Raw genomic sequence first — 25,450 nt, forward strand, 5'->3', positions numbered from 1 at the left:
CCTAATCGCATCGCGCGTTAGGACGCGGCCTTCGGATATACTTTTAGATCGAACAGCGCAGCCTTCCCATCGGGCAGCCATCGCTCGGCAAGGTCGAGAAGAGCATGGTCACGCCACGCAGGCGCTAGCAAAGTGATGCCCATCGGCATGCCGTTGCCGAGCGTTGCGTTGGGAACTGCCACCGCGCACAAGTCCACGAGATTGGCAAAATAGGAGTAGTAACCGAGGCGGCTGTTGAGCGTGACGGGATCTTCCATCATCTCCGAGATCGTGAAGGGGCGTGGCGCGGTAGGTACCACCAGGACATCGATCTCCTCGAAAATCGATTGGATCTGGCGTCGCAGCTTCAAAAGTCGATGTAGCGCGGCGAACGCATCTATTGCGGAAAACCGGGCCGCTGCGCCCAGCACGTTGCGGATGACGTCAAGCAGGTCTCCATGATCGACGTCCAGGAGCTTGCTGATCGCCGCATGACGTTCGGCAATCCAAGGCCCTGAAAAGAGCATTTCACCGGCTTCGGCGAAAGGCGCGAAGTCAATTTGCCTGGCTTGGCCTCCCAGTCCCGAAAGTCTCGCGCAGGCCTGCCCGTACAGTTCATTGCATTCCGGCATGCCGAATGAATTCAGATGACCGACAGAGACCTGGCCGAATCGGAATTTGCGAGGTGATGGGGAGGACGAGGCAATCCGTTGGCGGCTAAAAGGATCGGTATCGTCGAATCCTTCGATCAACTCGAGCAGAAGTCGACCTTCGGCAATGGAATTGCAGAAGATCGAGGGACAGTCGAGCGTCGGACAGTTCGGCACGAGCCCCCGGGATGAGACGAGGCCGACGGTGGGCTTGATCCCGATGATCCCATTAAAGCCTGCGGGAATCCGGCCCGAGCCGCCGGTATCTGTGCCGAGAGCGAAGGCAACATGGCCGGATGCTACGGCCGCAGCCGAACCGGAACTCGAGCCGCCGGAGATATACAGATCGTTGGCCGCGCTGGAACAGGCGCCATAGGGGGAGCGGGTGCCGGACAGTCCGGTTGCGAACTGATCCAGGTTGGTCTTACCGAGACAGATCGCACCTGCGGCCGTCAAACTCTCGACGCATCTGGCCGATCGCGCAGCCACATACTCGAATGACGGACAGGCTGCTGTTGTTGGCATGTCCTCAACGTCAATATTGTCCTTGACGCCGAATGGCACGCCAAAAAGCGGCAGGACTTCACCCTTCTCCGCTCGCTGTACAAGGGCATCAGCCTCGGCCAGCGCTTCTTCTATGGGCCGCACATAGATCCAGCAGTTGCGGTGCCGGTCCCGTTCGATGCGCTCATAGACGGTTGTGATGATGGAGGATAGCTCGGCAGGCGAACGTAGAGGCCGACTCTGCGCGGATAAGATAGCTTGCGGCACGGAATAAAACTCCTGAGGGGCATGACCCCATAAATATGAAGCCGCTGCCCAGCAGTGAAAGCAACTAAGCGCCTCTGCCGCACCGGCGGCACTCGAACCTGCAACCACACAGTTATGAGCGGCGGGGTATGGATCAGATTCGTTGATTTTCCTGCGCTTTTCGTGGAATTCGACCACGTTCACTGCACTTCCCTTGCCCATTCGCCAACGCACCAATTGCGTCAGCTCGAAAAGAAGCCCTATCGGATAGAGGTGCCGAAATCCGATTCGTCACCATTCGACACTGCTCTTTCGTTTGCCGTTCCCCGATCATGGCGTCCGCGTGCAACATACGCGCTCAGCCCTGCTTGCGACCCTGATTACGGCCGGATTCATAACTTCACTCTCCGGACGCCGCCCTGCTGCGAGTGCTCGCCGCCTGGGGAAGTCGGACTCGTCCTATCGTGGAGAAGCACGGGCAGGCGATGATCAGGAAGAGTCTGCGGGATGGACCGGCACGGTGAAGTGAAAAGTCGCTCCGCGCGGCCGGTTAGGCGTCACCCACAAGCGCCCGGCATGAGCTTCGATAATCGAACGGCAGATGGACAATCCTACCCCGAGCCCGCTCGGCTTCGTCGTGTAAAAGGGGGTGAAGACGTGCTCGAGATTTTCCACTGCCAACCCCGGTCCCGAGTCCTGCACCTCGACAAGAACACGATCTGGGCCGGCCTCACCGGTGGTGATAAGCACCCTTCTCGCGTCGTCCGCCGTGGTGCCCATTGCCTGGACTGCATTGACAATCAAATTAAGGACCACTTGCTGCAATTGGACACGATCGCCCTCCACAAGCGGTAAGCTGTCTGCAAGTTCCGTTTGTACCGAGACGCCGTTCTTCATCGCTTCGCCGCGGGTAAGCTCAATCACGTCCCGGATCGCTTCGTTAATATCCAAATTATCCTTCCGGGGCGGTGCTTTCTTGATGAGATCGCGAATTCGCTGGATGATGTCGCTGGCGAGCGCAGTATCGTTAATGACCCAGTCTAGTGATTGCCTGACCCTCTCGAGATCGGGTGGGTCTCTATCAAGGAACCGCGCGGCCGCACCAGCATTCATGGAAGCTGCGGCGACCGGCTGGCTTACTTCGTGGGCGATCGAGGCCGTGAGTTCGCCCATGGTGGCGAGGCGGTTGGCATGCGCCAATTCCGTCTGCATCTCGCGCAGGGCCTCCGTGGCGAGCTTCTGTTCGGTGATGTGGCGTCCCACGCCGCGATAGCCGATGAATTGGCCGGACTTGTCGAAAACCGGCATCCCGGAGACGGAGACGTAGCGCTTGCGGCCGTCGGCCGTAGGGCGCGCGAGCTCGAAGTCACGGAACGGCAGGTGGGCATCGAGCGTCTCCCGATGCATGCGCCAAGCCTCCTCGTCGGGCTCCAAGTAGGGCACTTCCCAGCGCGTTTTACCAAGTTCAGAGCTCGATGTGGGGGCGTCAGCAACGGTTTCGGCGAACTCCTGGCGGATGAAGCGATGGTCCGCATCTGATTCCCAGTACACGTCGAAAGAGAACTGCACGAGAGTACGAAAACGCTCTTCGCTCTCCCGCAGAGCCTCTTCGGACCGCTTTCGCTCCGTCAGGTCGACGACAAAGGAGACACCTTGGTCCCGTTGGTCGTCGAACGCAGCCATTCCGATCAAGACCGGCACGCGGCTTCCGTCCTTACGGAAATACTCCTTCTCGAACGGCTGTACTCTCCCCATCTTCTTGAGTTCCGGGATCCACCATCGTTCGTGCCGGTCGAGCCATTCCGGCGGTGTCAGGGCAGTCCAGAGCAGGCGACCAGAGGCGAGATCCTCACGGTCATAGCCCACGATGCGCAGAAACGCGTCATTGGCCTCCAGAATGGGACCTTCAAGCTCCCAGATGATGATCCCAATGATGTTGGCGTCGACAAGGCGGCGGATCTTCGCTTCGCGTTCTCTGACATCGCGGTACAGAGCCGCATTTTCCAGCGCGATTGCCGCTTGTGAGGCGAGAAGTTTTAGAACAGCAAGTCTCGCGGGTGCGAAAACGTGGGGCGTCAGTGTATTCTCAAGGTAGAGCACCCCGATAAGCTTCCCATGGTGGATGAGAGGCAGGCAAAGAATGGAACGAGGCTTGCGCTGACTAAGGTAGGGGTCCGTAGCAAAAGGAGGTTGGCAGGCGGCATCCTCGAGAACAGCGCACTCTCTGGTCCGCATTACGTAATAGAGAACAGATTCCGGAACCAGAGCCTCGGTCACCGCTGCATCGCACAGTTCGACGGTCACTCTCTCGCCGGTTGTCGTGGCTTCCGCCTCGATGCGCGGCTCGTTGTTCTCGTGCGACAGGATCAACAGACCCCGTTCAGCGCCTGCTTGTTCAATGGCCGTGTGCATCAGCGTCTCGATGAGCTTTTCCAAGACCATCTCGCCTGATACCGCTTCAGACACCTTGATCACCGTAGTGAGGTCGAGATGCTCGACCGGCGCCCCGATGGTACTCATCGGGCCGGGCTCTGATCTCACCTCCTTGAGGTGCGGATGGATGTCCTCAAGTTGCCGCACCTTGCCGTCCGCCCCCCAACGAACATAGCAATCGCGCGCATTTTGCAGATAGATGCGAGCAAACTCTTCGAAGCCACGCGTGCCGTAAAAGCGGGCGGCCATTTCGTAAGCGAGTCCCTCGTGGTGGACGAAGCCGTTGCCGCGGGCGGAGCGGATGGCTTGTTCATAGAGACGCTCCGCGTCGAGCTCTCTGCCTTGGAGGCGGGCGATTTCTGCGCCGGCGAGGACAGCGCGACTCGCAAACTCTCAGGGCAATTTTGCGCCCACAATTCGAGTTGCTGCTGGTGGACCGTCAGCGCTTCAAAGTGCCTTTGCTGTTCTTCGGGGGCGGCCAAATCCCAGCATGCAGCGTGGGCCAATGCTGCATAGAACTCGTATTCCGCCGTTTCGAATAGCTGAGGTGGTGACCACGGTAGGCTCCGAGCCCTGGCTGCGGCGGCCGACACATAGTCGCCGGCAAAGAAGCACGCTTGCAGCTTGCGTATCCAGTACCAGCTCTCAGGTAATGCGAGCGCCCGATCACCAGCCAAATGCCGCTCGAACCGAAGCTCGTCGGACTGGTTGTCGTGAAGAGCGCCGAACCGCCGCGTCAGGCCACGCAGCATCCGGATGAGCCCGAGTTGCGGCTTTATGATGTCGCCGATCAGCGCAAATTTTGCCTTCTCGGTCAATCGCAATCCGTGCTCGGCTTCGCGTTGTGCGTCTGCAAGCGGATCGCCCGCAGCAAGGAAATTTGTATTCAGGCTGGCGCAGCTGAAGGCAGCGAACGTGATATCGCCACTGTTGCTCGCCGCCTCAAATGCGCGTCGAAACGCGTCTCGCGCGTGCCGGAGGGGCTTTGTCCATGAAAGGACAAGGTTGCCATAGTTCAGGTAGGTCCTCGCTTGAACAAGCGAAAATCCGCGCCGCTCGACCAGCTCAGTGCCGATACGGCTCAATCGAAGCCCCGCCTCATAGTCGTCGAAGCGCGCGCCGGCAATGGCGCCGAACATGACGTAGGGAACGCAGGAAGCATCGCTGTTCCCCCACTCCAGGCTGAAATCCACCGCTTTGATGACCACCAGCGAGCGAAGGTTCGTATCGGTGAAGAATGCAGGCGGCATGAGGGCCGTCAAAAGATCCAACATGGCCAGTGCCAGCGGGTCGGTCATCAGCGGCAGATCCAACACCTCCTCGATGGCTTGGTCTCCGAGGCGAGATCGGACGCGCTCGTATTCCTGTCGGACGCGATCATTGCTCGGGTGGGCCAGCCATCGAATCCCGAGTTGCTCCAAACAGCTAAGACCGGCGCCCACAGCGCGGTCCGGCTTGCTTAGCGCCGTATACAAATCCACCAGCCGGCGTGCGACGACTGCAAGGTCGGTTGCACTCGAGATTCGCGTCGTCAGTTCCTGTAGGCGCTGTTCCGCCTCAACGACAGCGCCGGTCACGAACTCGCATTCGGCGCGATGCAACTCGAGCGAAAAAGCAAGCCGCTGGAAGCTCTCCCAACGGTCGTGCGGTAACAATGCCGCACCAGTTACGGCGTAATTGAGCGATGCCGCGTAGGCCGCCGACGCCCGCGCGCGCAGGCTGGCCGTCAGATTGAGCTCCGCAAGCTGTACACGTTCATCTCGCGAGGTAATCAAGGCCGCGCCGCGGTTGAGCTGATTGACGATTGCGAAGATCGCCTTCTCGCGCTTCTCCCCGAATGTCTGCGCCAGCAATTGCCGCCCGATTCGCAGATGGAGCGCCGCGCGTTGATACTCCGGGATCAGCGAATAGCAGGCTTCCTGTACGCGGTCGTGGACAAACCTAAAGGCGTCAGCCTGTTGCTCGATCAATTCCTGGCGGACCGCCTCCCAGAGCGCCGCATGAACCTGCTGCTCGGAGAGCCCGAGGACGACCGAGAGTGTCGTGGTTTCGGCGAAATTTCCGAGACAGGCCAACTCTCGCAGCGTGTTCTGTGTGTCAGCCGGCAGCTGTGCCAGCTTTGCGATCATCAAATCCACGACGTTGTCGGCGTGCCCCTTAGCGTGAATGCGATCCAGATCCCAGCACCAGCACCTCGCATCATGATCAAAGCGGACGAGGCCTTCTGCCGCAAGTACGTGGAGGAACTGATTCACGAAGAATGGATTGCCGGCCGTTTTGTCGTGGATCAAATGCGCGAGCGGCGCCGCATGCAGCAAATCGCAGCCTAGAGCATCAGAAATCAGGTGCGAAGTGTGTTCGCCGGCAAGCGGCGCGAGGATGATCTGTTGTAGGTTTGCGCCAGCGTTCTGTATGGCTTCAAGCCGACGCCGTAACGGATGGGCGGCGGTGACCTCGTTGTCCCGAAAGGACCCGATCAGCATCAGGTATTGCAGATCGGTCCGGGTCAACAGATCCTCAATGAGATCCAACGTGGCGGCGTCGACCCATTGAAGATCGTCGAGGAAAAGTACCAACGGATGCTCGGAACGTGCGAATACCCCTATGAAGCGCCGCAGTACGTGATGAAAGCGGTTTTGTGCCTGCGGTGGCGGGAGATCAGGAACGGGAGGCTGCTCTCCTATGATCAGCCGCAATTCAGGAATCAGGTTGGCAACAAGCTGGCCATTTGCGCCCAGCGCATTTTGAAAGGCTTGGCGCCAGTTCGCGAGTTCGACGTCATTCTTGCTTAGAAGAGACCTCGCGAGGCTCCGAAATGCCTCGACCAGCATCGAATACGGAATATCGCGTTTGTACTGATCGAACTTGCCCGATGCGAACAGTCCGTGCGACGGAACAAGCCGATGATGGAGCTCATTGACCACCGAGGACTTGCCCACGCCGGAATAGCCGGAAACCAGCACCAATTCCGGAGCGCCGCTCTTGAGCATGCGGTCGAACGCGCCCAGCAAGATTTCAATCTCGCGGTCTCTTCCATAGAGCTTTTCGGGGATCAGCAGTCGGTCGGGCGTGTCATATTGCCCGAGTGCAAAGTTTTCGATCCGACGTCCGGTTTCCCATTCATGCAGGCAGCGGCGTAGATCATGCTCAAGGCCCGGCGCGCTCTGATAACGTTCCTCGGCGGACTTGGCGAGCAGCTTGAGTACTACGGCCGAAATTGCAGTCGGTACAGTGCCCAGGCGCTCGTTGGGCGGTACGGGCTTTCGCGCGATATGGCAATGTACCCACTCCATCGAATGTGCTGCGGTGAATGGCAGCGAGCCAGTCAGCATTTGATAGAGCGTCACACCAAGCGAGTAGAGGTCGCTACGGAAATCGATCGAGCGGTTCATCCAGCCGGTCTGTTCGGGTGCCATGTAAGGCAGCGTGCCCACGATGAACTCGGGCGGCCCGGGCGTGCGTCGCTCGCGGACCAGGCGCGAAGCGATACCGAAGCCGGTGAACCGGATCCGTTCGTCGTCGCAGTTTACCAGTATATGCGCCGGTTTAACGTCCTTGTGAACGAGGCCGCGCTGATGCACCTTGTTCAAGGCGCTCGCGATCTCGATTGCTAGTCGCAAAAAGGGCTCGATGTCCATGGGCGCACCAAGCAACTGCTCGAGCGGCTGGCCGCCACGATACTCAAGCAGCAGAACAGGGAGACCACCGTCGTACTCCAGCCCGAGCGGCCGCATTGCCCACGCGCCATCCAGCTGGTCCTTCAGTTCGAACTCGTGAGCGAGCCGATCGAGGATGCCGGACGAAGCGTGCTTCGCCTTGGGAAGTACCGCCAATACAGCTCTGCAGGTGGTATCGGAATCCGGACACAAAGCCCGGCAAAAGATGCGGGCATCGTCCTCCCACAGCACTTGGAACCTGTTGTCCATGCGCGTCGAACCGAAAACGATGGGGTTCAACCGGAAGCCTCCAAGTGACCCAATGCTGGGTGAGGAGGTGCTTTCCTAGGCTCTGAATCTGCCACAAACGCGTAGGTGTGCCCAGCCTAAGCTGGAGCTGCCAAAGCACCGCGAAGAAGCGGCGCGGATCGTCCGCAGACGTTTCTCGCAATCACTGGTTTATGCCCGCTCAGCGCTATCGGAAAGAGGTCTGGATCGCGCGGGGGCACGTCAGCCGCTGACATCACATCGCTTGTTGCATCTTCAATGCAACGTCGTGCCGAACTTCGCTTCGGTTTGACTGCGCAATGCTACCAGACCTGCCCACGACGAGCGCAACCGATCACAACGACTACGACGAGCGCTCGGCGTTTCTGATCAAGGTGGAAGCAGGGCGCTTCAGATTGACGAAGTAGCCTGGCAATCAGTCGATCGCATCCGGCGTCATCGGGTCGGCTCTGCTCCTTCCGCTTGTGCTCCTCCATCAACATGGCGACGACCGACGGCTGCGCGCGAGTTCGCGCGTATATACTGAGAGGTCAGAACGGGTAGAAACGTGTGCAATTTCGTCTAGTTTGGAGTGCACATTTTCGTGCTTCATCCCATTGAGCGATTAGGATAAATTATTGGAATCGCAGGACTATCGCTTTTCTGTTGCACCCAAGGGCCTCGGTTGTCGCAGCTCATTCCGAGGATTGAAGCGAGTGGTAACAGACAGCCCCAATCACCGGAATCCTTCCGCGCAATCGTGACCTGCTGTCCGTAACCGCCGTGCGTGCGCGAGACCGTACTTTCGAGAGCCGGTGTTGTGAGGCGCCGTTTCGTGGAGAGTGCGGACCCGGTTAGGGGGGCGCTGTATGCTGCACATCAAAAAAGTATCAGTTGCACATTGAAATCGTGGTGGCGGGCCCGGATACCGGTCGCTACGATCCCTAACGAGAGGAAGCGCTGAGCAAATTCAGCCGATAAGGGAACAGGGGCGGATCATCAAAAACCGCACCGGCCCGAAGGGAGCGGATATGGAACCGGACCTGGAAGTTGTCCAGATACGGCGCGGCGAATCGTTCAAGGCGTGGTCGCACGGCTACCCATTCCACACGGTCCGTTGGCATTTCCACCCTGAATACGAGCTGCACCAGGTCGTGGCGACCAGCGGTCGGTATTTCGTCGGCGACTTCATTGGCGAGTTCGAGCCGGGCAATCTCGTTCTTACCGGCCCCAACCTGCCGCACAATTGGGTGAGCGATCTGCCGCCGGGGAGCACCATCCCGCTGCGCGGACGTATCCTCCAGTTCAGCGAAGAATTCATCGGCGACCTCACTAAGGTCATGCCCGAGCTCTCGGGCCTTGCTGCGCTGCTGGAATTCTCGCGGCGCGGCGCGCTCTTCACCCGCAGCACCAGCGACAAGATCGCTCCACTGATGGAGGAGATCGCGTCGGCGAACGGTGTGCGCCGGATCGAGCTGTTCCTGATGATCCTGGGAACGCTCTCCCGCGCCCGAAGCGCGCGTCCGCTCTCCAGCCCGAACTATTTGCCTGACCCCTCGGGATACATGTCCGCGGGGATGAACAAGGCGCTCGCCTTCATCCGGCAGAACCTGACGCAGCCTTTCGGTGAAGCTGAGCTAGCGGCGATCGCAGGCCAGTCGCAAAGCGCATTTTCGCGTTCCTTCCGCCGGCACACCGGCATGTCGCTGGTGCAATACGTCAAGCGGCTGCGCATCAATCTCGCCTGCCAGATCTTGATGAGCGACGAGCAGGCGTCCATCACCGACATCTGCTTCGAGGTCGGCTTCAACAATCTCTCTAATTTCAACCGGCAGTTTTTGGCCGAGAAAGGCATGCCGCCTTCGCGCTTCAGGCGATTGCTCGCGCAGAACATCAATACGGCACGCGCGGCCTAGCCGGCGAAAAGCAAAGGAGGAGACCACCACGGGAAGAATGACGCGGGCATGCCGATGGCAGCCCGCGACAGGAATCGCTTGTCCAGGAATTCCGCGCGGCTTCGGAGCACCGGCACTCATCGCCGCCGGGGACGGGAGCCGCGACGGCCCATCTTCAAGGATCAACCACAGCACTCTAGTTCTGGAAAGGAAAGTCCGAATGAAAAGGTTCTCCCCGAAACATACGGGCACACTGGCCCTGGCCCTGTCGCTGCTCGGTACAACGGCCATGTTCTCGCAGGCCGCAGAGGTGAAGGACGCGACCGTTGCCTTCCTGATGCCGGATCAGGCGTCCACCCGCTACGAACAACATGACTATCCGGGCTTCGCTGCTGAGATGAAGAAGCTCTGCGCAAGTTGCAAGGTGATCTACCAGAACGCCGGCGCAGATGCGGCACGGCAGCAACAGCAATTCAACTCGGTGATCTCGCAGGGCGCCAAGGTCATTGTGCTCGACCCTGTCGACTCGACCGCTGCGGCCTCCCTGGTCAAGATGGCGCAGTCGCAGGGCATCAAGGTCATTGCCTACGACCGGCCGGTCCCCGACGCCAAGGTCGATTTCTACGTCTCCTTCGATAACGAAGCCATCGGCAAGGCCATCTCCGACTCGCTCATCAAGCATCTGAAGGCCGCCAACGTCACGGCGAAGGAAGGTGAGGGCGTGCTCGAAATCAATGGATCGCCGACCGATGCCGCTGCGGGGCTCATCAAGAAGGGCATCCACGCGGGCCTTGATAAGAGCGGCTATCCGATTCTCGCCGAATACGACACGCCGGACTGGGCGCCGCCGAAGGCGCAGCAATGGGCGAGCGGCCAGGTCACCCGCTTTGGCAAGAAGATCCTCGGCGTGGTGGCCGCCAACGACGGCACCGGCGGTGGTGCAATTGCCGCTTTCAAGGCCGCAGGCGTCGATCCGGTGCCGCCGGTGACGGGCAACGATGCGACGATCGCCGCGCTTCAGCTCGTCATCGCCGGCGATCAGTACAACACGATCTCCAAGCCCAGTGAGATCGTGGCCGCCGCGGCGGCCCAGGCCGCGGTGAAGTTCCTCTCCGGCGAGACACCCAAGGCGGAAACCACGCTCTTCAATGCGCCATCGAAGCTGTTCGTGCCGGCGGTCGTCACTCAGGAGAACCTGAAGGCGGAGATCATCGACAAGAAGATCCAGACGGCCGATCAACTCTGCACGGGCCGCTATGCCGCCGGCTGTAAGAAGCTCGGCATCACGCAGTAACTGCGTCCGTCCCGGCCGCTCGCGGCGGCCGGGACGAACGACGAGAGGACGGACTAGGACATGACCACGATCTCGGATGTCGATCACGCGCAGGGTGGACCGCGCAAGCCGGTCTTGAGTCTTCGCGGAATTTCCAAGCATTTCGGCGCCGTGTCCGCCCTGACCAATGTCGATCTCGACGTGCATGCCGGCGAGGTCGTGGCGCTCGTGGGCGATAACGGTGCTGGAAAATCCACGCTGGTGAAGATCCTTGCCGGCGTGCACCAGCCCAGCTCTGGAACGATCGCCTTCGGCGGCGAGCCGGTCGTCCTGTCCGATCCGTCCACTGCGCTCGGCCTCGGCATCGCCACCGTTTTCCAGGATCTGGCGCTCTGCGAAAACCTCGATGTGGTCGCAAATATCTTCCTCGGCCGCGAGCTCAATCCGATGCGGCTCGACGAGGTCTCCATGGAGCTCCGCGCCTGGACGCTGCTCAACGAATTGTCGGCGCGGATCCCGAGCGTGCGCGAGCCGGTTGCGTCGCTCTCCGGCGGACAGCGCCAGACCGTGGCGATCGCGCGTTCGCTGCTCACCGAGCCGAAGCTCATCCTGCTCGACGAGCCGACCGCCGCACTTGGCGTCGCCCAAACCGCCGAGGTGCTCGACCTCGTCGAGCGCGTTCGCGCCCGCGGCCTCGGCGTCATCATGATCAGTCACAACATGGAGGACGTCCGCGCGGTCGCCGACCGGATCGTGGTACTGCGCCTCGGCCGCAACAACGGCGAGTTCGAGCCCGACGCTTCCAACCAGGATCTCGTCACCGCGATCACCGGTGCGGACGAAAACTCGGTCTCGCGCCGCGCCAGCCGGCGCCACGCCCATCAGTCGCCGGGGCTTGGGCGATGACCGACGACACGCAACAGGTTTCGACCGCGCGCCTGCTCGACCGCAGTGATGAGAGGGTCAAGCACGCGGACACATTTGGGAACATGTTCAGCGCGTTTGTGGATCGCGTGCGGTCGGGCGACCTCGGTTCGCTGCCGGTGGTCGTCGGGCTCATTGTCATCTGCACGGCGTTCGAGAGTCTCAACCCTGTTTTCCTGGCGCCGAACAACCTTGTCAATTTGCTGTTCGATTGTTCGACGGTGGGGGTGATCTCGCTGGGCATCGTCTGTATCCTGATGGTCGGCGAGATCGACCTCTCGGTCGGTTCGGTGAGCGGGTTTGCTTCGGCGCTCGTCGGCGTGCTTTGGGTCGGTCAGGATTGGCCGGTCGGTGTGGCGATCGTCACGGCGTTGGTGCTGGGCGCTGCCATCGGCGCGCTCTACGCATTTCTGTTCAATCGGCTGGGGATGCCGAGCTTCGTCTCGACCCTGGCCGGCCTGCTGGGGTGGCTGGGCCTGCAGCTGTATCTGCTCGGCTCCTCGGGCTCGATCAATCTTCCGTACGGATCGCCGCTGGTCAATTTCGGGCAGATGCTCGTCATGCCGCCAATCGTGTCCTACGTACTGGCGGCGGTCGCGAGCCTTGTGATGTTCGTGACCAGCTACCGCACAGCGTTGCGCCGGCGGCAGGCAGGGCTATCGGCCAGTTCGCTCGGCCGCATGGTGCTGAAGGCGCTGCTGGTCACCGTCCTGCTCGAATTCGTCGTCTATTATCTCAATCTCGGCCGCGGCATTCCGTGGATGTTCGGACTGTTCGTCGGCCTGTGCGTGGTCATGAACTACGCGTTGACGCGGACCAAATGGGGCCGCTCGATGTCCGCCGTCGGCGGCAATCGCGAGGCGGCCCGCCGGGCCGGCATTAACGTTCGCCGGGTCTATCTGACCGCGTTCGTGCTGTGCTCCACGCTGGCGGCGGCCGGCGGCATTCTTGCCGCGGCGCGGCTGGCATCTTCCAGCCAGCAGGCCGGGACCGGGGATGTAAATCTCAATGCGATCGCCGCCGCGGTCATCGGCGGCACGAGCCTGTTCGGCGGTCGCGGGAGCGCCTATTCCGCACTGCTCGGCGTCATCGTCATCCAGTCCATCGCGAGCGGCCTGACGCTGCTCGATCTCTCCTCGTCGCTACGGTACATGATTACGGGCGCGGTCCTAGCCATTGCGGTCATCGTCGATTCGCTCGCGCGACGCTCGCGCCTCTCCCATGGCCGAGCTTGAATAACCCGCACAAGAAAAGGACAAGCCTTGGCCCAGGAACTTGCAGGAAAGGTTGCCGCGATCACCGGCGCCGCATCGGGCATCGGTCTCGAATGCGCCAGAGCTTTGATCGGCGCGGGCGCGCGGGTGGTGCTGATCGATCGGGCGGAGGAGGCGCTGAGCAAAGCCTGCGTCGAGCTGGGCGATCAGGCGATTCCGTTACGCATCGACCTCACCGATCCCGAGAGCATGCAAGCCATGATGCCGCTGCTGCTGGAGAAGGCGGGCCAGCTGGACATCTTCCATGCGAATGCAGGCGCCTATGTCGGCGGCGAGGTGCTCGGCGGCGATCCCGACGCCTGGGATCGCATGCTCAATTTGAACATCAATGCGCTCTTCCGGTCGATCCATGCGGTGCTGCCGCACATGGTCGAGCGCAGGAGCGGCGACATCATAGTCACCAGTTCGATCGCAGGTCTCGTCCCCGTCGTCTGGGAGCCGATCTATACCGCCTCCAAGCACGCGGTGCAGGCGTTCGTGCATACACTGCGCCGCCAGGTCGCCAAGCATGGATTGCGCGTCGGTGCCGTTGCACCTGGTCCCGTCGTGACCGCTCTCATCAAGGACTGGCCCAAGGAGAAGATCGAGGAAGAAATGGCGGCAGGTGGCTTGATGCAGCCGGTGGAGGTCGCAGAGGCGGTGCTTTTCATGTTGACGCGTCCGAGGAACGTCACCGTCCGCGACCTCGTCATTTTGCCGCAGAGCAACGATCTGTAGCATTCTCCAATTGGCGATCCAGATGACCAAACAATCCGATGACCGCCATTTCCTTGGCATCGATGTCGGCACCGGCAGCGCACGGGCCGGCGTGTTCAACCGCTCCGGCAGGCTGACGGCGAGTGACAGCGCCCCCATCGCACTTTGGCGGGAGTCCGGCGACGTCGTCGAGCACTCAAGCGAGGACATCTGGCGTGCCGTATGCCGCAGCGTGCGTGGCGCGGTGGCACAGGCCGGCATCGCGCCGGACAGCATTACCGGCATCGGCTTCGACGCGACCTGCTCGCTGGTGGTGCTGGGCGAAGGGGGCGCGCCGCTGCCCGTCGGGTCGTCCGGCGATCCTGCTCGTAACGTCATCGTCTGGATGGATCACCGCGCCGCCGATCAGGCGCGCCGGATCAACCAGACGGGCGAGACGGTTCTTGATTATGTCGGCGGAACGATCTCACCCGAGATGGAGACGCCGAAACTGTTGTGGCTCGCCGAAAACATGCCCGACACGTTTTCCCGTGCGTGGCAGTTCATGGACTTGACCGATTTTCTTACCTGGCGTGCGACGGGGAGCCTGTCTCGCTCCATCTGTACCGTGACCTGCAAGTGGACCTATCTGGCTCATGAAAACCGCTGGGACGATCAATTCTTCCGCAGGGTCGGCCTCGGCGTGCTCGCGGACGAGCAATTCCGCAGGATCGGCACCGAGATCGTGCCCGGCGGAACGAGGCTGGCGGCGGGCCTAACGGCGGAGGCTGCGGCCGATCTCGGACTCGCGACGGGTACGCCGGTCGCTGCCGGCCTCATCGATGCACATGCCGGCGGTGTTGGTACGGTGGGCGCGCGTGGCACGGCGGGCACGGTGCTGACGCGCATGGCCTATGTGTTCGGAACGTCCGCCTGTACCATGACGACCACGCCGGATCCGTCGTTCGTCCCCGGCGTGTGGGGACCCTATTTCTCCGCCATGGTGCCCGGGCTTTGGCTCAATGAAGGCGGGCAGTCGGCCGCCGGCGCTGCCATCGAGCATCTGTTGCAGATGCATCCGCATTCCGCGCAAGCGACGCAGGCTGCACGCCAGAAGCAGCAAACGCTTGCCGATTGGCTCGCTTCGGAAACCGAATCCCGCGGCGGTGACGGAATGATTCCGCAATTGGTCGGCGAGGTTCATGTCGTTCCCGAATTCCTCGGCAATCGCGCGCCGTTCGCGGACCCTGACGCGCGTGCGCTGATTGCCGGGCTCGATATGCGCTCGGATCTGGAGAGCCTGCTGGCGCTTTATCTTGCCGGGCTGTGCGGTCTCGGTTGCGGGGCCAGGCAGATCGTTCGCGCCCAGCAGGACAGGGGCATCGCGGTCGATACGATCGTGGTCAGCGGTGGCGCCGCAAAGAGCCGCCTTGTGCGGCAAGTCCTCGCCGATATGACGGGTTTGACGGTGGCTGCGTCGGCATCCCCGGAGGCCGTCCTGCTCGGCTCCGCGATGCTTGGATCAGTTGCTTCGGGCGACCATGCCAATCTCGGCGAGGCGATGCAGGCGATGTCGGTTCTGGGAGACATCTCTCGACCCCAGGCCGCTCTGGCGGATTGGGCCGATCGGCGCTTTGGAGCATTCGAAGCGCTACAGAAGGTCGGCCGGGCAATTCGAAGCGTTTCGTAGCCCCTTTGCCGACCGGATCCGGCGTCCCCAGGCACGGGTCGCCTTCTACGCCGGCACTGCCTGAAGGAGAGGGGACTCGACCCTCTTTCATCATCTCGACACATATGTCATGATAAAAATACAAATGTATATCCCGGGTCTTTATGCCCGGCGAGGGAGGGCTGCCCATGGGTAGGAAAGTCGCATTCATTGCGGCCTTGTTCGGCGCGTTGGCATTGGTTGGTCCGGCGCAGGCGCGGGTCGAAGTCCAGTGGTGGCACGCCATGAGTGGCGTCCTCGGCGACCGGCTCAATGAGCTGGTCGAGAAGTTCAACAAATCGCAGGACAAGTACACGGTCGTCGCGGTCGCCAAGGGGAACTATGACGAGGTGACCAACGGGGTGATCGCCGCCTATCGCGCCAAGCGGCCGCCGGAGATGGTGCAGATCGCCGAGCGCGGTTACATGACGATGCTGCTTTCAGGGGCCATTGTCCCCGTGCAGGATTTGGTGGAGCAGAAGGGTTACAAGATCGACTTCTCGGACTTCATCAAACCCGTCGCAAGCTTCTGGAGCTACAAGGGCCGGATGTCGGCGATGCCCTTCAACTCGTCGACGCCGATCTTCTGGTACAACAAGGATCACTTCCAGAAGGCCGGCTTCGACAAGCCGGCCGACACCTGGCAGGAGCTGGAGAAGCAGCTCTACACCATCAAGTCCAAGGGGAGCAGCGAGTGCGGTACGGTGCTGCCCGGCGATTTCTACTGGAGCCTGCTCGAGAACTACAGCGCCATCAACAACCAGCCCTACGGTACGCTCGCGAACGGCTTCGACGGGCTCGGCACCGAATTCGTCTACAACAAGACGAAGGTGGTCTCGCAAGTCGCGCGGCTCAAGAAATGGCTCGATGACGGCGTGATGCAGATCGCGGGCCAGGGCTTCAGTCCCGAACAATTGTTCACGTCGGGCCGATGCTCGACCTTCGTCAATTCGACCGCATCGCACGGCAACATCGAGCGCAATGCGACCATCAACTGGAGCGCCACCTTCCTGCCGCACGAGAGCGACATCAATCCGCCTCTCAACAGCACCATCGGGGGCGGGGCCATCTGGGTCATGAAGGGCCACACGCCGGAGCGATACGAGGCTGTCGCGGCCTTTCTGGATTTCGTCGCGCAGCCGGAAACCCAGGTCTGGTGGCACGGCGCAACCGGCTATGTTCCCGCGACCAACCGCGCCTATGCACTCGCGCGGGAGCGGGGCTATTACAAGGATCATCCGACCAGGGAGATCGCGGTGCTGCAGCTCTCGCGCGGCACGCCGAACGAGAACTCGCGCGGCTTCCGCTTTGGCAACTTCGTGCAGACGATGCTGGCCCAGCGCCAGGAGGTCGAGGCGGTGTTCGCCGGTCAGAAGCAGCCGCAGCAGGCTATGGATGACGCAGTCAAGCGGGGTAACGAGATCCTGCGGCAGTTCGAAAAGCTGAATGCCGGGAAGACTCCGGAAACCGAGCGTCCATGACGTTGCGCCTGTCCATCCCGTGGCGCGAGGCACGCGCACCCGTGCTTCAGGGAAGGCACGGGGGCGGAGGGTCGAAGGCCGTGCCGGCGGCTGCCGCCGGTAGATCGCGTCCGTCGGGGAGAACGCGGCCGCGTGAGGAGGCCGGACTGAAGCGGGCCAATTTCGGCGACAGTCCCGGCCTGCCGACTTTGCTGTTGCTGCCGCAATTTCTGATCCTGCTGTTCTTCTTCTTCATTCCGTCGCTGCGGGCCCTGATGCAGTCCGTTCTGCTCAGCGATCCGTTCGGGACCAACGTTCAGTTCGTGTGGCTCGACAATTTCAAGACGCTGCTTGCGAGCAGCAACTACCGCCAGTCGATCGCGGTGACGTTCTGGTTTACGGTGGCGCAGAACGTGCTCACATTAGGCAGCGCGCTCGTGCTGGCCTTTGCCACCGACAGGATCATACGCGGCCGTTCGGCTTATCGCACGATCATCCTGTTGCCCTATGCCATAGCGCCCGCGATCGCCGGCATCCTGTGGGCCTTCTTATTCAATCCCGCCGTCGGCCCGCTCGCGCAGGTGCTGCACGGGCTCGGTATTGCATGGGACCCCAACCTCAATCCGACCGATGCGCTGATCCTGGTGACGCTGGCCGCGTCATGGAAGCACATCTGCTACGACTATATCTTTCTGGTCGTGGGGTTGCTCGCGGTGCCCGTGTCGCTGATGGAGGCTGCCGCCGTGGATGGCGCGGGACCGATCCGCCGCTTCGTCTCGATCGCGCTGCCGATGCTCGGGCCCACCATCTTCTTCCTCACGGTGATGAACTTCATCTATGGCTTCTTCGAAACCTTCGCCATCATCGATGCCGTGACCAAGGGCGGCCCGGCCGGTGCAACCAACATTCTGGTCTACAAGGTCTTCGTCGACGGCTTCGTCAATCTCGATCTCGGCTCTTCCGCTGCACAGTCGGTTCTCCTGATGAGCTTTGCGCTGATTTGCACGCTGCTGCAATTCCGCTACTTCGACCGCAAGGTCAATTACGGGGTCTAGCCGCATGGTGGAACGCTCACCGGTCCTTGACATGCTCTGCCACGCGATCCTGATCGCCGGCGCGCTGATGGTCTGCGTACCGCTGTATTTCGCATTCGTGGCCGGCTCGCTCACGGTGGCCGAGGTGCAGAAGGTGCCGCTGCCATGGCTGCCGGGAAGCCAGTTTTTCGACAATCTTCAGCTGGCCTGGAGCAAGGGCAATTTCAGCCGCACCTTCGCGAATTCGATTATCGTGGCGCTCGGCATCACGGCCGGCAAGATCGCGGTATCGCTGCTCTCGGCCTTCGCCATCACCTACTTCCGATTCCGCTATCGAATGCTCGCATTCTGGCTGATCTTCACGTCGCTGATGTTGCCGATCGAGGTCCGGATCGTGCCGACCTTCGAAGCCGTGGCAAATGCGGCGCTGCCGCTGCAATGGCTCTTGGATACGCTCCATGTCGCCGATCTCTGGCGCTGGATCAGCGGGCACGAGGTCGCGATCGCGCTCGAATGGAACATGGTCAACACCTATCCGGGGCTGATCCTTCCGCTGATCGCCTCGGCCACCGCCACGTTCCTTTTTCGCCAATTCTTCCTGACGATCCCGGAGGAGCTGTGCGAGGCGGCGAGGCTGGATGGCGCCTCGCCGCTGCACTTCTTCTGGAGCATCCTGCTGCCGCTGTCCGTTCCGAACATGGTGGCGCTCGCCATCATCCTGTTCCTGTTCGGCTGGAATCAATATCTCTGGCCGTTGCTGTTCACGACCGACAAGGACATGGCAACGGCGGTCATTGCATTGAAGGGCCTGATCCCCCGCTCCGACAGCGAGCCGGCCTGGAACATCGCCATGAGTGGTGCGCTCCTCACGATGTTGCCGCCGGTGTTGGTCGTCCTGCTGTTGCAACGCTGGTTCATCAAGGGTCTTGTCGACAGCAGCAAATAGGGACTGATCATGGTTTTCATCGCCGGGCATCGCGGCGGACGCAATCTTTGGCCGGAGAACAGCCTGACGGGCTTCCGCAACGTGTGCAGGGAAGGGGTCGACGCAGTCGAGTTCGACGTCCATCAGAGCACGGACGGCGGGCTTGTCGTGATCCATGATCCGCTGCTCGACCGCACCACATTCGAGAGCGGGCCGGTGGGCGAGCGCAGCTTGCGGCAACTGACGGCAACGCGTCTTCGTGATGCCGGCGATGAATGCATTCCGACCTTGGACGAGGTGCTCGACGTGTTCAGCGAATCCACGCTCGAGCTCCACATCGAGATCAAGACGGATGCGCTTGGCAATTCCTATTCGGGCCTCGAGGCGCGGCTGATCAGCGAGATCAAGCGTCGGGGCCTGGAACGGCGTGCAATCATCACCTGCTTCGTGCCCGGCGTGATCGAGACCGCGCTCCGGCTGTGGCCGGAGGCGCGGGTGCTCGTTTCGCTCGACCGCCGTTCGGCGGAGATGATGGGCGGAATTGAGCCCGCGTTGACCCAATTGGCTGCCATTCCCGGCTGCATCGTCGCGGTCGAAAAATCGCTCCTGGGGCTCGCGTTGCCGCTCGCCCTCAAGATGCTCGGATCCGAGCGTCTCGGTGCATGGGTGACCAACGAGCCGGAGGATATCGCTTACTGGCTTGTCCAACCGGTGCGGCAGATCACGACCGATCGGCCGGATCTCGCCGCGAGCATTCGCCGCAGGCTCGAAACGATGCCGGCGCGCCCATGATTCCCCGTCGCCGCTTTCTCGTGGGATCGCTGGCGAGCGCCGCCTTGGCTGCGCCCGCCGGGTTCGTGCGGGGAGCGCCGGTTTCGCTCAGCGCAGATCCTTTCACGCTCGGCGTTGCGTCCGGATGCCCGCGGGAAGATCGCGTCATCCTGTGGACCCGCCTTGCTCCGCAGCCGCTCGAGGGCGGCGGCATGCGGGACGCGGCAGTGGACGTCGAATGGCAGGTTGCTGGCGACGAGGCCTTTGCGCGCATCGCCTCCCACGGCGTCGTGCGGACGACCGCGGAGCTTGCGCATTCCGTGCACGCCGAGGCGACGGGGCTGCGGCCGGATCGCGTTTACTGGTACCGCTTCCGCGCCGGCCCGGCGCTCAGCCCGGTCGGACGCACCCGAACCGCGCCCGCCAGGGCGGCGCGGCCTTTCCGCTTTGCTTTCGCATCCTGCCAGCAATACGAGCAAGGCTATTTTACCGCCTACCGCGACATGGCCGCGCGCGATCTCGACCTGGTCGTGCATCTCGGCGATTACATCTACGAGAAATCCTGGGGATCGCGCCACGTCCGCCAGCATGGCGTTGGAATTCCGACGACGCTCGAGGAATTCCGCAACCGCTACGCGCTCTACAAGAGCGATCCCGACCTGCGAGCGGCGCACGCTGCCTTTCCCTGGCTTTCGGTCTGGGACGACCATGAGGTGATGGACGATTATGCCAATGATCGCTCCTACACCGTGCGCGATGCCGCTCAGTTCCTGAAGATCCGTGCGGCAGCTTATCAGGCCTATTACGAGCACATGCCGCTGCCACCCACGGCGCGCCCGCGCGGCGCCGACGCCACGATCTATGAACACTATCGCTTCGGCGAGATGCTCGACGTGCTGCTGCTCGACGACCGGCAATATCGCTCGGCTTCGGCCTGCGTCGGAAGCGGGCGGCCGACCTGGGTGGCTGACTGTGTGAGCCGGACGGATGAAGCGCGGACGATGCTCGGCGAACTACAGGAACAATGGCTCGATGCGCGCCTGCGCGACTGTCGCGGCCGTTGGACAATCGTCGCGCAGCAGACATTGATGGCGCAGGACAAGCGGGAGGCGGACGATGGCGCGCATTTCTGGATGGACGGCTGGGACGGCTATCCCAACGCCCGCCGCCGGCTGCTTGATTCGCTTGTCGCGCAACGCCGGCGCAATCCGATCGTGATCGGCGGCGACCGCCACGCCTTCTTTACCGCCGATCTGAAGCATGATTTCGCCCGGCCGGACGGACCGACCATTGCGACCGAGTTCGTCGGTACGTCGATCACCTCAGACGGTCCGAGCGAAGCCAGCGTGCGCAAGACGCTGGCGGAGAATCCGCATCTGGTCTATGCGCGTGGCGACAAGCGCGGGTATGCGACCGTGGAGCTCGACGCCCGGCATTGCACTGTGGGATTCGAGGCGCTCGACGACGTCAAGGATGCCGCGAGCGCGGTGCGCCGGCTGACGAGCTTTGTGGTCGAGGATGGCGCGCCGGGCGCGAGGGTCGCATGACGAGATCCGCACGGCACAGATTTGACGACCAACGAAAGATCGCCTCAAATGCTCCGACATCTGACTGTGCCTTGAGGCCGCTGTGGGGGCTGCGCCGTGACTGACCAAACCATCCTGCGGGTCGCCTGGCTCTATTACATGGAGAACCTGACCCAGGCCGAGATCGGCGAGCGGCTGGGGCTGACCCGCGCCCGCGTCAATCGCATGCTGTCGGATGCCCGGCAGACCGGTATCGTCAACATCCGCCTCAACTCCGCCTTTGCGAGCTGCACGGAGCTGGAGCATCGCTTGCGCCGGGAATGCGGTCTCGAGGACGCGGTCGTCATCCCGAGCCCGGAGAATCCCGAGCAGGTCGGCAGCCTGATCGGGATGGCGGCGGGCGCGTATTTATCGAAATTCCTCGAACAGAAGCGGCCGCGCATCATCGGTATCGGCTGGGGCGCGACCTTGCGTGAGACCATCCGTTACGTCACGCCGGCGGACTATCCCGAACTCTCCATCGTCTCCATGATGGGGGGCCTGTCGCGTGGACTCGAGCTCAACACCTTCGAGATTGCGGGTGAGCTAGCGCACCGGCTGCACGCCCAGTGCAGCTATCTGGCCGCCCCGATCTTTGTCAGCAGCCGGCGCTCGCGCGACACCTTCCTGGCCCAGGAGGTCTATCAGGAGGTGCTGAACAGCGTTGAGAAGATCGATCTAGCGCTGTTGAGCATGGGAGATCTGACGCCGCGCTCGCTGCTGATGCGGCATGGGCTGCCGCCGGACGTTCGTGCCGAGCATCTGCGGGCGGCAGGCGCCGTCGGCGACGTCCTGGCGCAGTTTCTCGACAAGACCGGCCGGCCCATAGATCACGGCATCAACAGCCGCGCCATTGCGCTGCCGCTCGAGAAGCTGGCGCGCGTGCCGACGTCAATGCTGATCGCCGGGGGGCTCAACAAGGCGCCGATCATCGCCGCGGTGCTGCGCGGCCGGATCGGCAAGGTGCTGGTGACGGACGAGAACACCGCCGTCGCCGCGCTGAAACTGATCGACAAGCAAAAATAGCCGCATTCTCGCAACGGAGAGGGGCTCCGGCGCCTTCGGCACCGAGTGCGCGATAGCCCACGCGCGTGCCGAAAGGCGTGCAAAAGCATTTGTCATCTCGGTGTTACATATGTAATATAGGAGAGACAATTGCTCAGAAGGATGGCGTCGACATGCGCGCTGCGGTGCTCCAGGACATTCGTGACATCCGCGTCCTCGATATCCCCGAGCCGAAGCCGCTCGCGGAGGACGAGCTCATCATCCGCGTCAAGGCTGTCGGCGTTTGCGGCAGCGATTTGCATTCCTATCTCGAGGGCGGAACAACTGGCCCGACCCAAGTCAGGCCGTTCGTCCTGGGCCATGAGTTCTCGGGTGTCCTCACGCCGGACTCGGCGCGAAAAGCGGGGTTCTCGGCCGACGCGTTGGTGGCGGTCGATCCTTCCATTCCCTGCGGCCATTGCGAATGGTGTCACCGCGGTCACACCAATCTCTGCCCCAATGTGAAATTCCTGGGTTACGCGCCCCACAACGGGGCCATGGCCGAATTCGTCTGCGTGCCGAAATCCGCCGTGCATGTGGTGCCTGACAGCATCGATCCCGCCGGCGCGGCGATCCTGGAGACGCTCGGTGTCGCGATCCATGCCATGGATCTGGCGCGACCGCGGCTTCAGGAGACCGTGGCGGTGCTCGGCTGCGGGCCGGTGGGACTGCTGCTGGTGCAGCTGGCGCGGCTCGCGGGTAGCGGCAAGATCATCGCGATCGACCCTGTCGAGCAGCGCACGGCACTGGCGTGCGACCTCGGTGCGGATGTTGCCTGCCGCAGCTTCGCCGAGGTCGGTGAAGCCACCGAAGGCCGCGGCGTCGATCTCGTCATCGAAGCGACCGACTCCTCGCACGGCTTCGAGCATGCCGCACGCTGTGCGCGCATCGGCGGCCGGGTCGTTCTGGTCGGCATTCCCGAGAACAACCAGTATGTCCTCAGCGGCGCGGAGTCGCGCCGGAAGGGGTTGTCGATCAAGTTTTCACGCCGCATGCCTGAGGTCTATCCGCGCGCCATCGCCCTCGCGCAGTCTGGGCAGGTCAAGCTCGCGCCGCTGGCGACCCATAGCTTCTCGCTCGACCAGACGCCTGCCGCGTTCGAGCAGCAGGTCGCGCGGCGCGACGGAATCATCAAGGCGATCATCTGCCCGTAAGGCCATGGCGAAATCATCCAAACTGGTCGTCGCGAGAAAGGGCCGCGTCCTGATGGTGCGGCGCCGGCGCGACGGGCTCTGGATGTTTCCGGGGGGAAGACGGCGGGCAGGCGAGAGCGACAGGCGCTGCCTTCGCCGCGAGATCAAGGAGGAGTTGCCCAAGCTGAAGCTCGGGCCGTTGAAGCTCTGGAAGGAAGTGAAGGCGAAGAAGGGCGGAACCGGCCGGCGGATGAGCGATGCGATCTTCCTGGCCAAGAAGGTGTCGGGGCGCCTGAAGGTCGGCGACAAGAAGGAGATCGACCGCGCGGTTTGGCGGAAGCCGCGCGGCGCCAGATTGACCCCGACCTCGCGCTACATCCGCGACAAGCTGTTTCCGCGATAGCGTTCCGTCATTGCAGCGCCTGGCGCAGAAGCGCCAGCAACTCATCGTGGATCAATCCGTTGGAGGCGATCTTGTCGAGATCGTCGTTGCGGCACGGCCGTCCAGTCAGCGTCGTGACCTTGCCGCCGCCGGCCCACACCATCGGCATCGCGGCCGCGTGCGAGACGATGTCGGCCTTCAGCGAGACAAAGCCGTCGAGGCGGCCCGAGGCCACCATCGTCGTCTCAAAGGCGCCCGAAACGACGATACGCACGCCGCGCACCAGCTTGCCGAGCAGTTCGATGACACGCGCCGTCCGCTGGACTTCCTCGGGCGTGAAATGCGAGGTCAGGATCACGGAGATGACCGCATCCGACAGCGAACGCGTCGAGGAGACGCGGGCCGGCACGCCGTCGATCGTCGCGCCTTCCCCGGCGAGGTAGCGCGCCCTCAATCCAATCTTCGGCGCGTCGATCAGGCCAAGTTTCGTCTCGCCGCCGACCTCGTAGGCGACCGTGACGGAAAACCACGGCAGCCCGCGCGCGTAGTTGATCGTCCCGTCGAGCGGATCGATGATCCAGCGCGCGGCGTGATCTCCCGGGCTTGCGCCGCTCTCCTCGGCCAGGATGCCGGCATCCGGCGTCAGGGCCTTCAGGCCAGCGACGACGATCGCCTCGGAGGCGAGGTCCGCCTCGGTGACGATGTCGAGCCCTTCCTTGCGCTCGGTGTGCAGGGGCGAGAATTGCATCGCGACCAGCCTGGCTGCGGCCTCGTCGACGACCGTGTCCGCGCGGGCCAGCAGGGTCGAAAGGCCGTCACCTCGATCCGTCCTGAGCTGGCGATCGGATACGAATTCGAGCGAGCACCCGTAGTTTCCGATCGGGACCACGTGGCTGCTGACGCCCATGTCCGGCTGCCAGCAATGCAAGGCAAATCCGGGCGGCTCCATGATGAAGCGGTTGGCGTGCCCGGGTCGCAGGTCGAGCGCCACCTGATGTGCCGTGCCGGGGGCGACATAGCCCACGGTGCCCGCATAGCGCGTCGTGATCGAGCGATGGTAGTGGCCGCACAGCACGCGTTCGATTTCGGGATGGTCCTTGATGATTGCGTCGAGCGGATCGGCCCCGATGAGGCGCAGCTCGTCCATCCCGTCGGCTCCGACCAGGAACGGTGGGTGATGAATGATCACGAGCGTCGCCTTGCCGCCGCCGGCCGCCAGTGCGTCGCGCAACCATTGCTGTCGCGTCGCGCAGAAGGTCCCGTGGCCTTGTCCGGCTTCGACGCTGTCGAGGAACACCAGCCGCAGCGGGAAATCGTCCACGACGAAGTTGATGAAGCCATCGGGCGGCAGATAATGGTGGCGTGGCCGGAGCGAGCGGAGGAGCTGTTCGCGGTTATCGTGGTTGCCGGGAATGACGAACACCGGCATCGGCAGCCTGGCGAAGCCGGCGTCGACGATCCCGTATTCCTCCGCGAGCCCGCCATCCGTAAGGTCGCCGCTGACTACGATACAATCAGGCCGCGGGTCCAGCATCAGAACCGCGTCGATGGCGTCTTGAAACATCGCGTTGGTATCGACGTGGCCGTAAGCGAGCTTGCCGCGCGATCGCACATGGAGATCGCTCAGCTGGGCAATGATGAACACGTAATTC

General features: G+C 62.4%; 16 protein-coding genes and 1 pseudogene. 14 read left to right on the top strand and 3 right to left on the bottom strand.

All coding sequences use genetic code 11. The features are described from left to right. Positions 1–17: 17 nt before the first annotated feature. Together atzF and GGD61_RS26350 are read right to left on the bottom strand one after the other, a co-directional pair. Positions 18–1,583, bottom strand: coding sequence for an allophanate hydrolase (atzF, locus tag GGD61_RS26345; protein WP_312012738.1), 1,566 nt, complete (start codon positions 1,581–1,583; stop codon positions 18–20). Positions 1,584–1,868: 285 nt separating this feature from the next. Next, positions 1,869–7,738, bottom strand: a pseudogene (locus GGD61_RS26350) (AAA family ATPase). Between the two features lie 1,028 nt (positions 7,739–8,766). Between GGD61_RS26350 and GGD61_RS26355 the strand changes: the two are divergent. The 14 genes from GGD61_RS26355 to GGD61_RS26420 all read left to right on the top strand — a co-directional run bounded on the left by GGD61_RS26355 (position 8,767) and on the right by GGD61_RS26420 (position 23,819). Then, a complete protein-coding gene (locus GGD61_RS26355) occupies positions 8,767–9,651 on the top strand; it encodes an AraC family transcriptional regulator (protein WP_183231546.1) in 885 nt (294 codons plus the stop codon). A 199-nt stretch (positions 9,652–9,850) separates the two neighbouring features. Beyond that, positions 9,851–10,924, top strand: a complete 1,074-nt coding sequence (locus GGD61_RS26360) for a sugar ABC transporter substrate-binding protein (RefSeq protein WP_183231547.1) — start codon at positions 9,851–9,853, stop codon at positions 10,922–10,924. Between the two features lie 60 nt (positions 10,925–10,984). Then, complete coding sequence (locus tag GGD61_RS26365) at positions 10,985–11,809, top strand: ATP-binding cassette domain-containing protein (protein WP_183231548.1); 825 nt, start codon at positions 10,985–10,987, stop codon at positions 11,807–11,809. Next, entirely contained in the window at positions 11,806–13,062 is a 1,257-nt protein-coding gene (locus GGD61_RS26370) for a sugar ABC transporter permease (RefSeq protein WP_183231549.1), read from the top strand. The genes GGD61_RS26365 and GGD61_RS26370 overlap by 4 nt, the downstream gene beginning before the upstream one ends. A 27-nt stretch (positions 13,063–13,089) precedes the next feature. Then, positions 13,090–13,818, top strand: coding sequence for an SDR family oxidoreductase (locus GGD61_RS26375; protein ID WP_183231550.1), 729 nt, complete (start codon positions 13,090–13,092; stop codon positions 13,816–13,818). Between the two features lie 22 nt (positions 13,819–13,840). After that, on the top strand, positions 13,841–15,466 hold the full coding sequence (locus tag GGD61_RS26380; protein ID WP_183231551.1) for an FGGY-family carbohydrate kinase: 1,626 nt from the start codon (positions 13,841–13,843) through the stop codon (positions 15,464–15,466). Between the two features lie 167 nt (positions 15,467–15,633). After that, complete coding sequence (locus tag GGD61_RS26385; protein WP_183231552.1) at positions 15,634–16,965, top strand: extracellular solute-binding protein; 1,332 nt, start codon at positions 15,634–15,636, stop codon at positions 16,963–16,965. 80 nt (positions 16,966–17,045) lie between these two features. Then, the gene (locus GGD61_RS26390) at positions 17,046–17,999 is read left to right on the top strand and encodes an ABC transporter permease subunit (RefSeq protein WP_312012739.1); all 954 of its coding nucleotides are present in this window, start codon (positions 17,046–17,048) and stop codon (positions 17,997–17,999) included. A 4-nt stretch (positions 18,000–18,003) separates the two neighbouring features. Beyond that, positions 18,004–18,924, top strand: coding sequence for an ABC transporter permease subunit (locus tag GGD61_RS26395; RefSeq protein WP_183231554.1), 921 nt, complete (start codon positions 18,004–18,006; stop codon positions 18,922–18,924). A gap of 9 nt (positions 18,925–18,933) precedes the next feature. After that, positions 18,934–19,695: a glycerophosphodiester phosphodiesterase family protein gene (locus tag GGD61_RS26400; RefSeq protein WP_183231555.1), complete on the top strand. Its 762-nt coding sequence runs from the start codon at positions 18,934–18,936 to the stop codon at positions 19,693–19,695. After that, positions 19,692–21,221, top strand: a complete 1,530-nt coding sequence (locus GGD61_RS26405) for an alkaline phosphatase (protein WP_183231556.1) — start codon at positions 19,692–19,694, stop codon at positions 21,219–21,221. The genes GGD61_RS26400 and GGD61_RS26405 overlap by 4 nt, the downstream gene beginning before the upstream one ends. 96 nt (positions 21,222–21,317) lie before the next feature. Then, positions 21,318–22,265: a sugar-binding transcriptional regulator gene (locus tag GGD61_RS26410; RefSeq protein ID WP_197742265.1), complete on the top strand. Its 948-nt coding sequence runs from the start codon at positions 21,318–21,320 to the stop codon at positions 22,263–22,265. A 152-nt stretch (positions 22,266–22,417) separates the two neighbouring features. Continuing rightward, positions 22,418–23,437, top strand: coding sequence for a zinc-binding dehydrogenase (locus GGD61_RS26415; protein ID WP_183231557.1), 1,020 nt, complete (start codon positions 22,418–22,420; stop codon positions 23,435–23,437). A gap of 4 nt (positions 23,438–23,441) precedes the next feature. Next, a complete protein-coding gene (locus tag GGD61_RS26420) occupies positions 23,442–23,819 on the top strand; it encodes an NUDIX hydrolase (RefSeq protein ID WP_128966907.1) in 378 nt (125 codons plus the stop codon). A 7-nt stretch (positions 23,820–23,826) separates the two neighbouring features. Here GGD61_RS26420 and GGD61_RS26425 read toward each other — a convergent pair whose 3' ends face one another. After that, positions 23,827–25,443, bottom strand: a complete 1,617-nt coding sequence (locus GGD61_RS26425) for an inositol monophosphatase family protein (RefSeq protein WP_312012740.1) — start codon at positions 25,441–25,443, stop codon at positions 23,827–23,829. Positions 25,444–25,450 lie beyond the last annotated feature (7 nt).

The organism is Bradyrhizobium sp. SBR1B (assembly GCF_014198205.1).
Classification (GTDB): Bacteria; Pseudomonadota; Alphaproteobacteria; order Rhizobiales; family Xanthobacteraceae; genus Bradyrhizobium.

Excerpts from the sequence above, each read along its gene's own strand:
- GGD61_RS26385 (WP_183231552.1), top strand. The coding sequence starts at position 15,634 with ATGGGTAGGAAAGTCGCATTCATTGCGGCCTTGTTCGGCGCGTTGGCA.
- GGD61_RS26355 (WP_183231546.1), top strand. The coding sequence starts at position 8,767 with ATGGAACCGGACCTGGAAGTTGTCCAGATACGGCGCGGCGAATCGTTC.
- GGD61_RS26395 (WP_183231554.1), top strand. The coding sequence starts at position 18,004 with ATGGTGGAACGCTCACCGGTCCTTGACATGCTCTGCCACGCGATCCTG.
- GGD61_RS26365 (WP_183231548.1), top strand. The coding sequence starts at position 10,985 with ATGACCACGATCTCGGATGTCGATCACGCGCAGGGTGGACCGCGCAAG.
- GGD61_RS26400 (WP_183231555.1), top strand. The coding sequence starts at position 18,934 with ATGGTTTTCATCGCCGGGCATCGCGGCGGACGCAATCTTTGGCCGGAG.
- GGD61_RS26360 (WP_183231547.1), top strand. The coding sequence starts at position 9,851 with ATGAAAAGGTTCTCCCCGAAACATACGGGCACACTGGCCCTGGCCCTG.
- GGD61_RS26405 (WP_183231556.1), top strand. The coding sequence starts at position 19,692 with ATGATTCCCCGTCGCCGCTTTCTCGTGGGATCGCTGGCGAGCGCCGCC.
- GGD61_RS26415 (WP_183231557.1), top strand. The coding sequence starts at position 22,418 with ATGCGCGCTGCGGTGCTCCAGGACATTCGTGACATCCGCGTCCTCGAT.
- GGD61_RS26420 (WP_128966907.1), top strand. The coding sequence starts at position 23,442 with ATGGCGAAATCATCCAAACTGGTCGTCGCGAGAAAGGGCCGCGTCCTG.
- GGD61_RS26370 (WP_183231549.1), top strand. The coding sequence starts at position 11,806 with ATGACCGACGACACGCAACAGGTTTCGACCGCGCGCCTGCTCGACCGC.
- GGD61_RS26380 (WP_183231551.1), top strand. The coding sequence starts at position 13,841 with ATGACCAAACAATCCGATGACCGCCATTTCCTTGGCATCGATGTCGGC.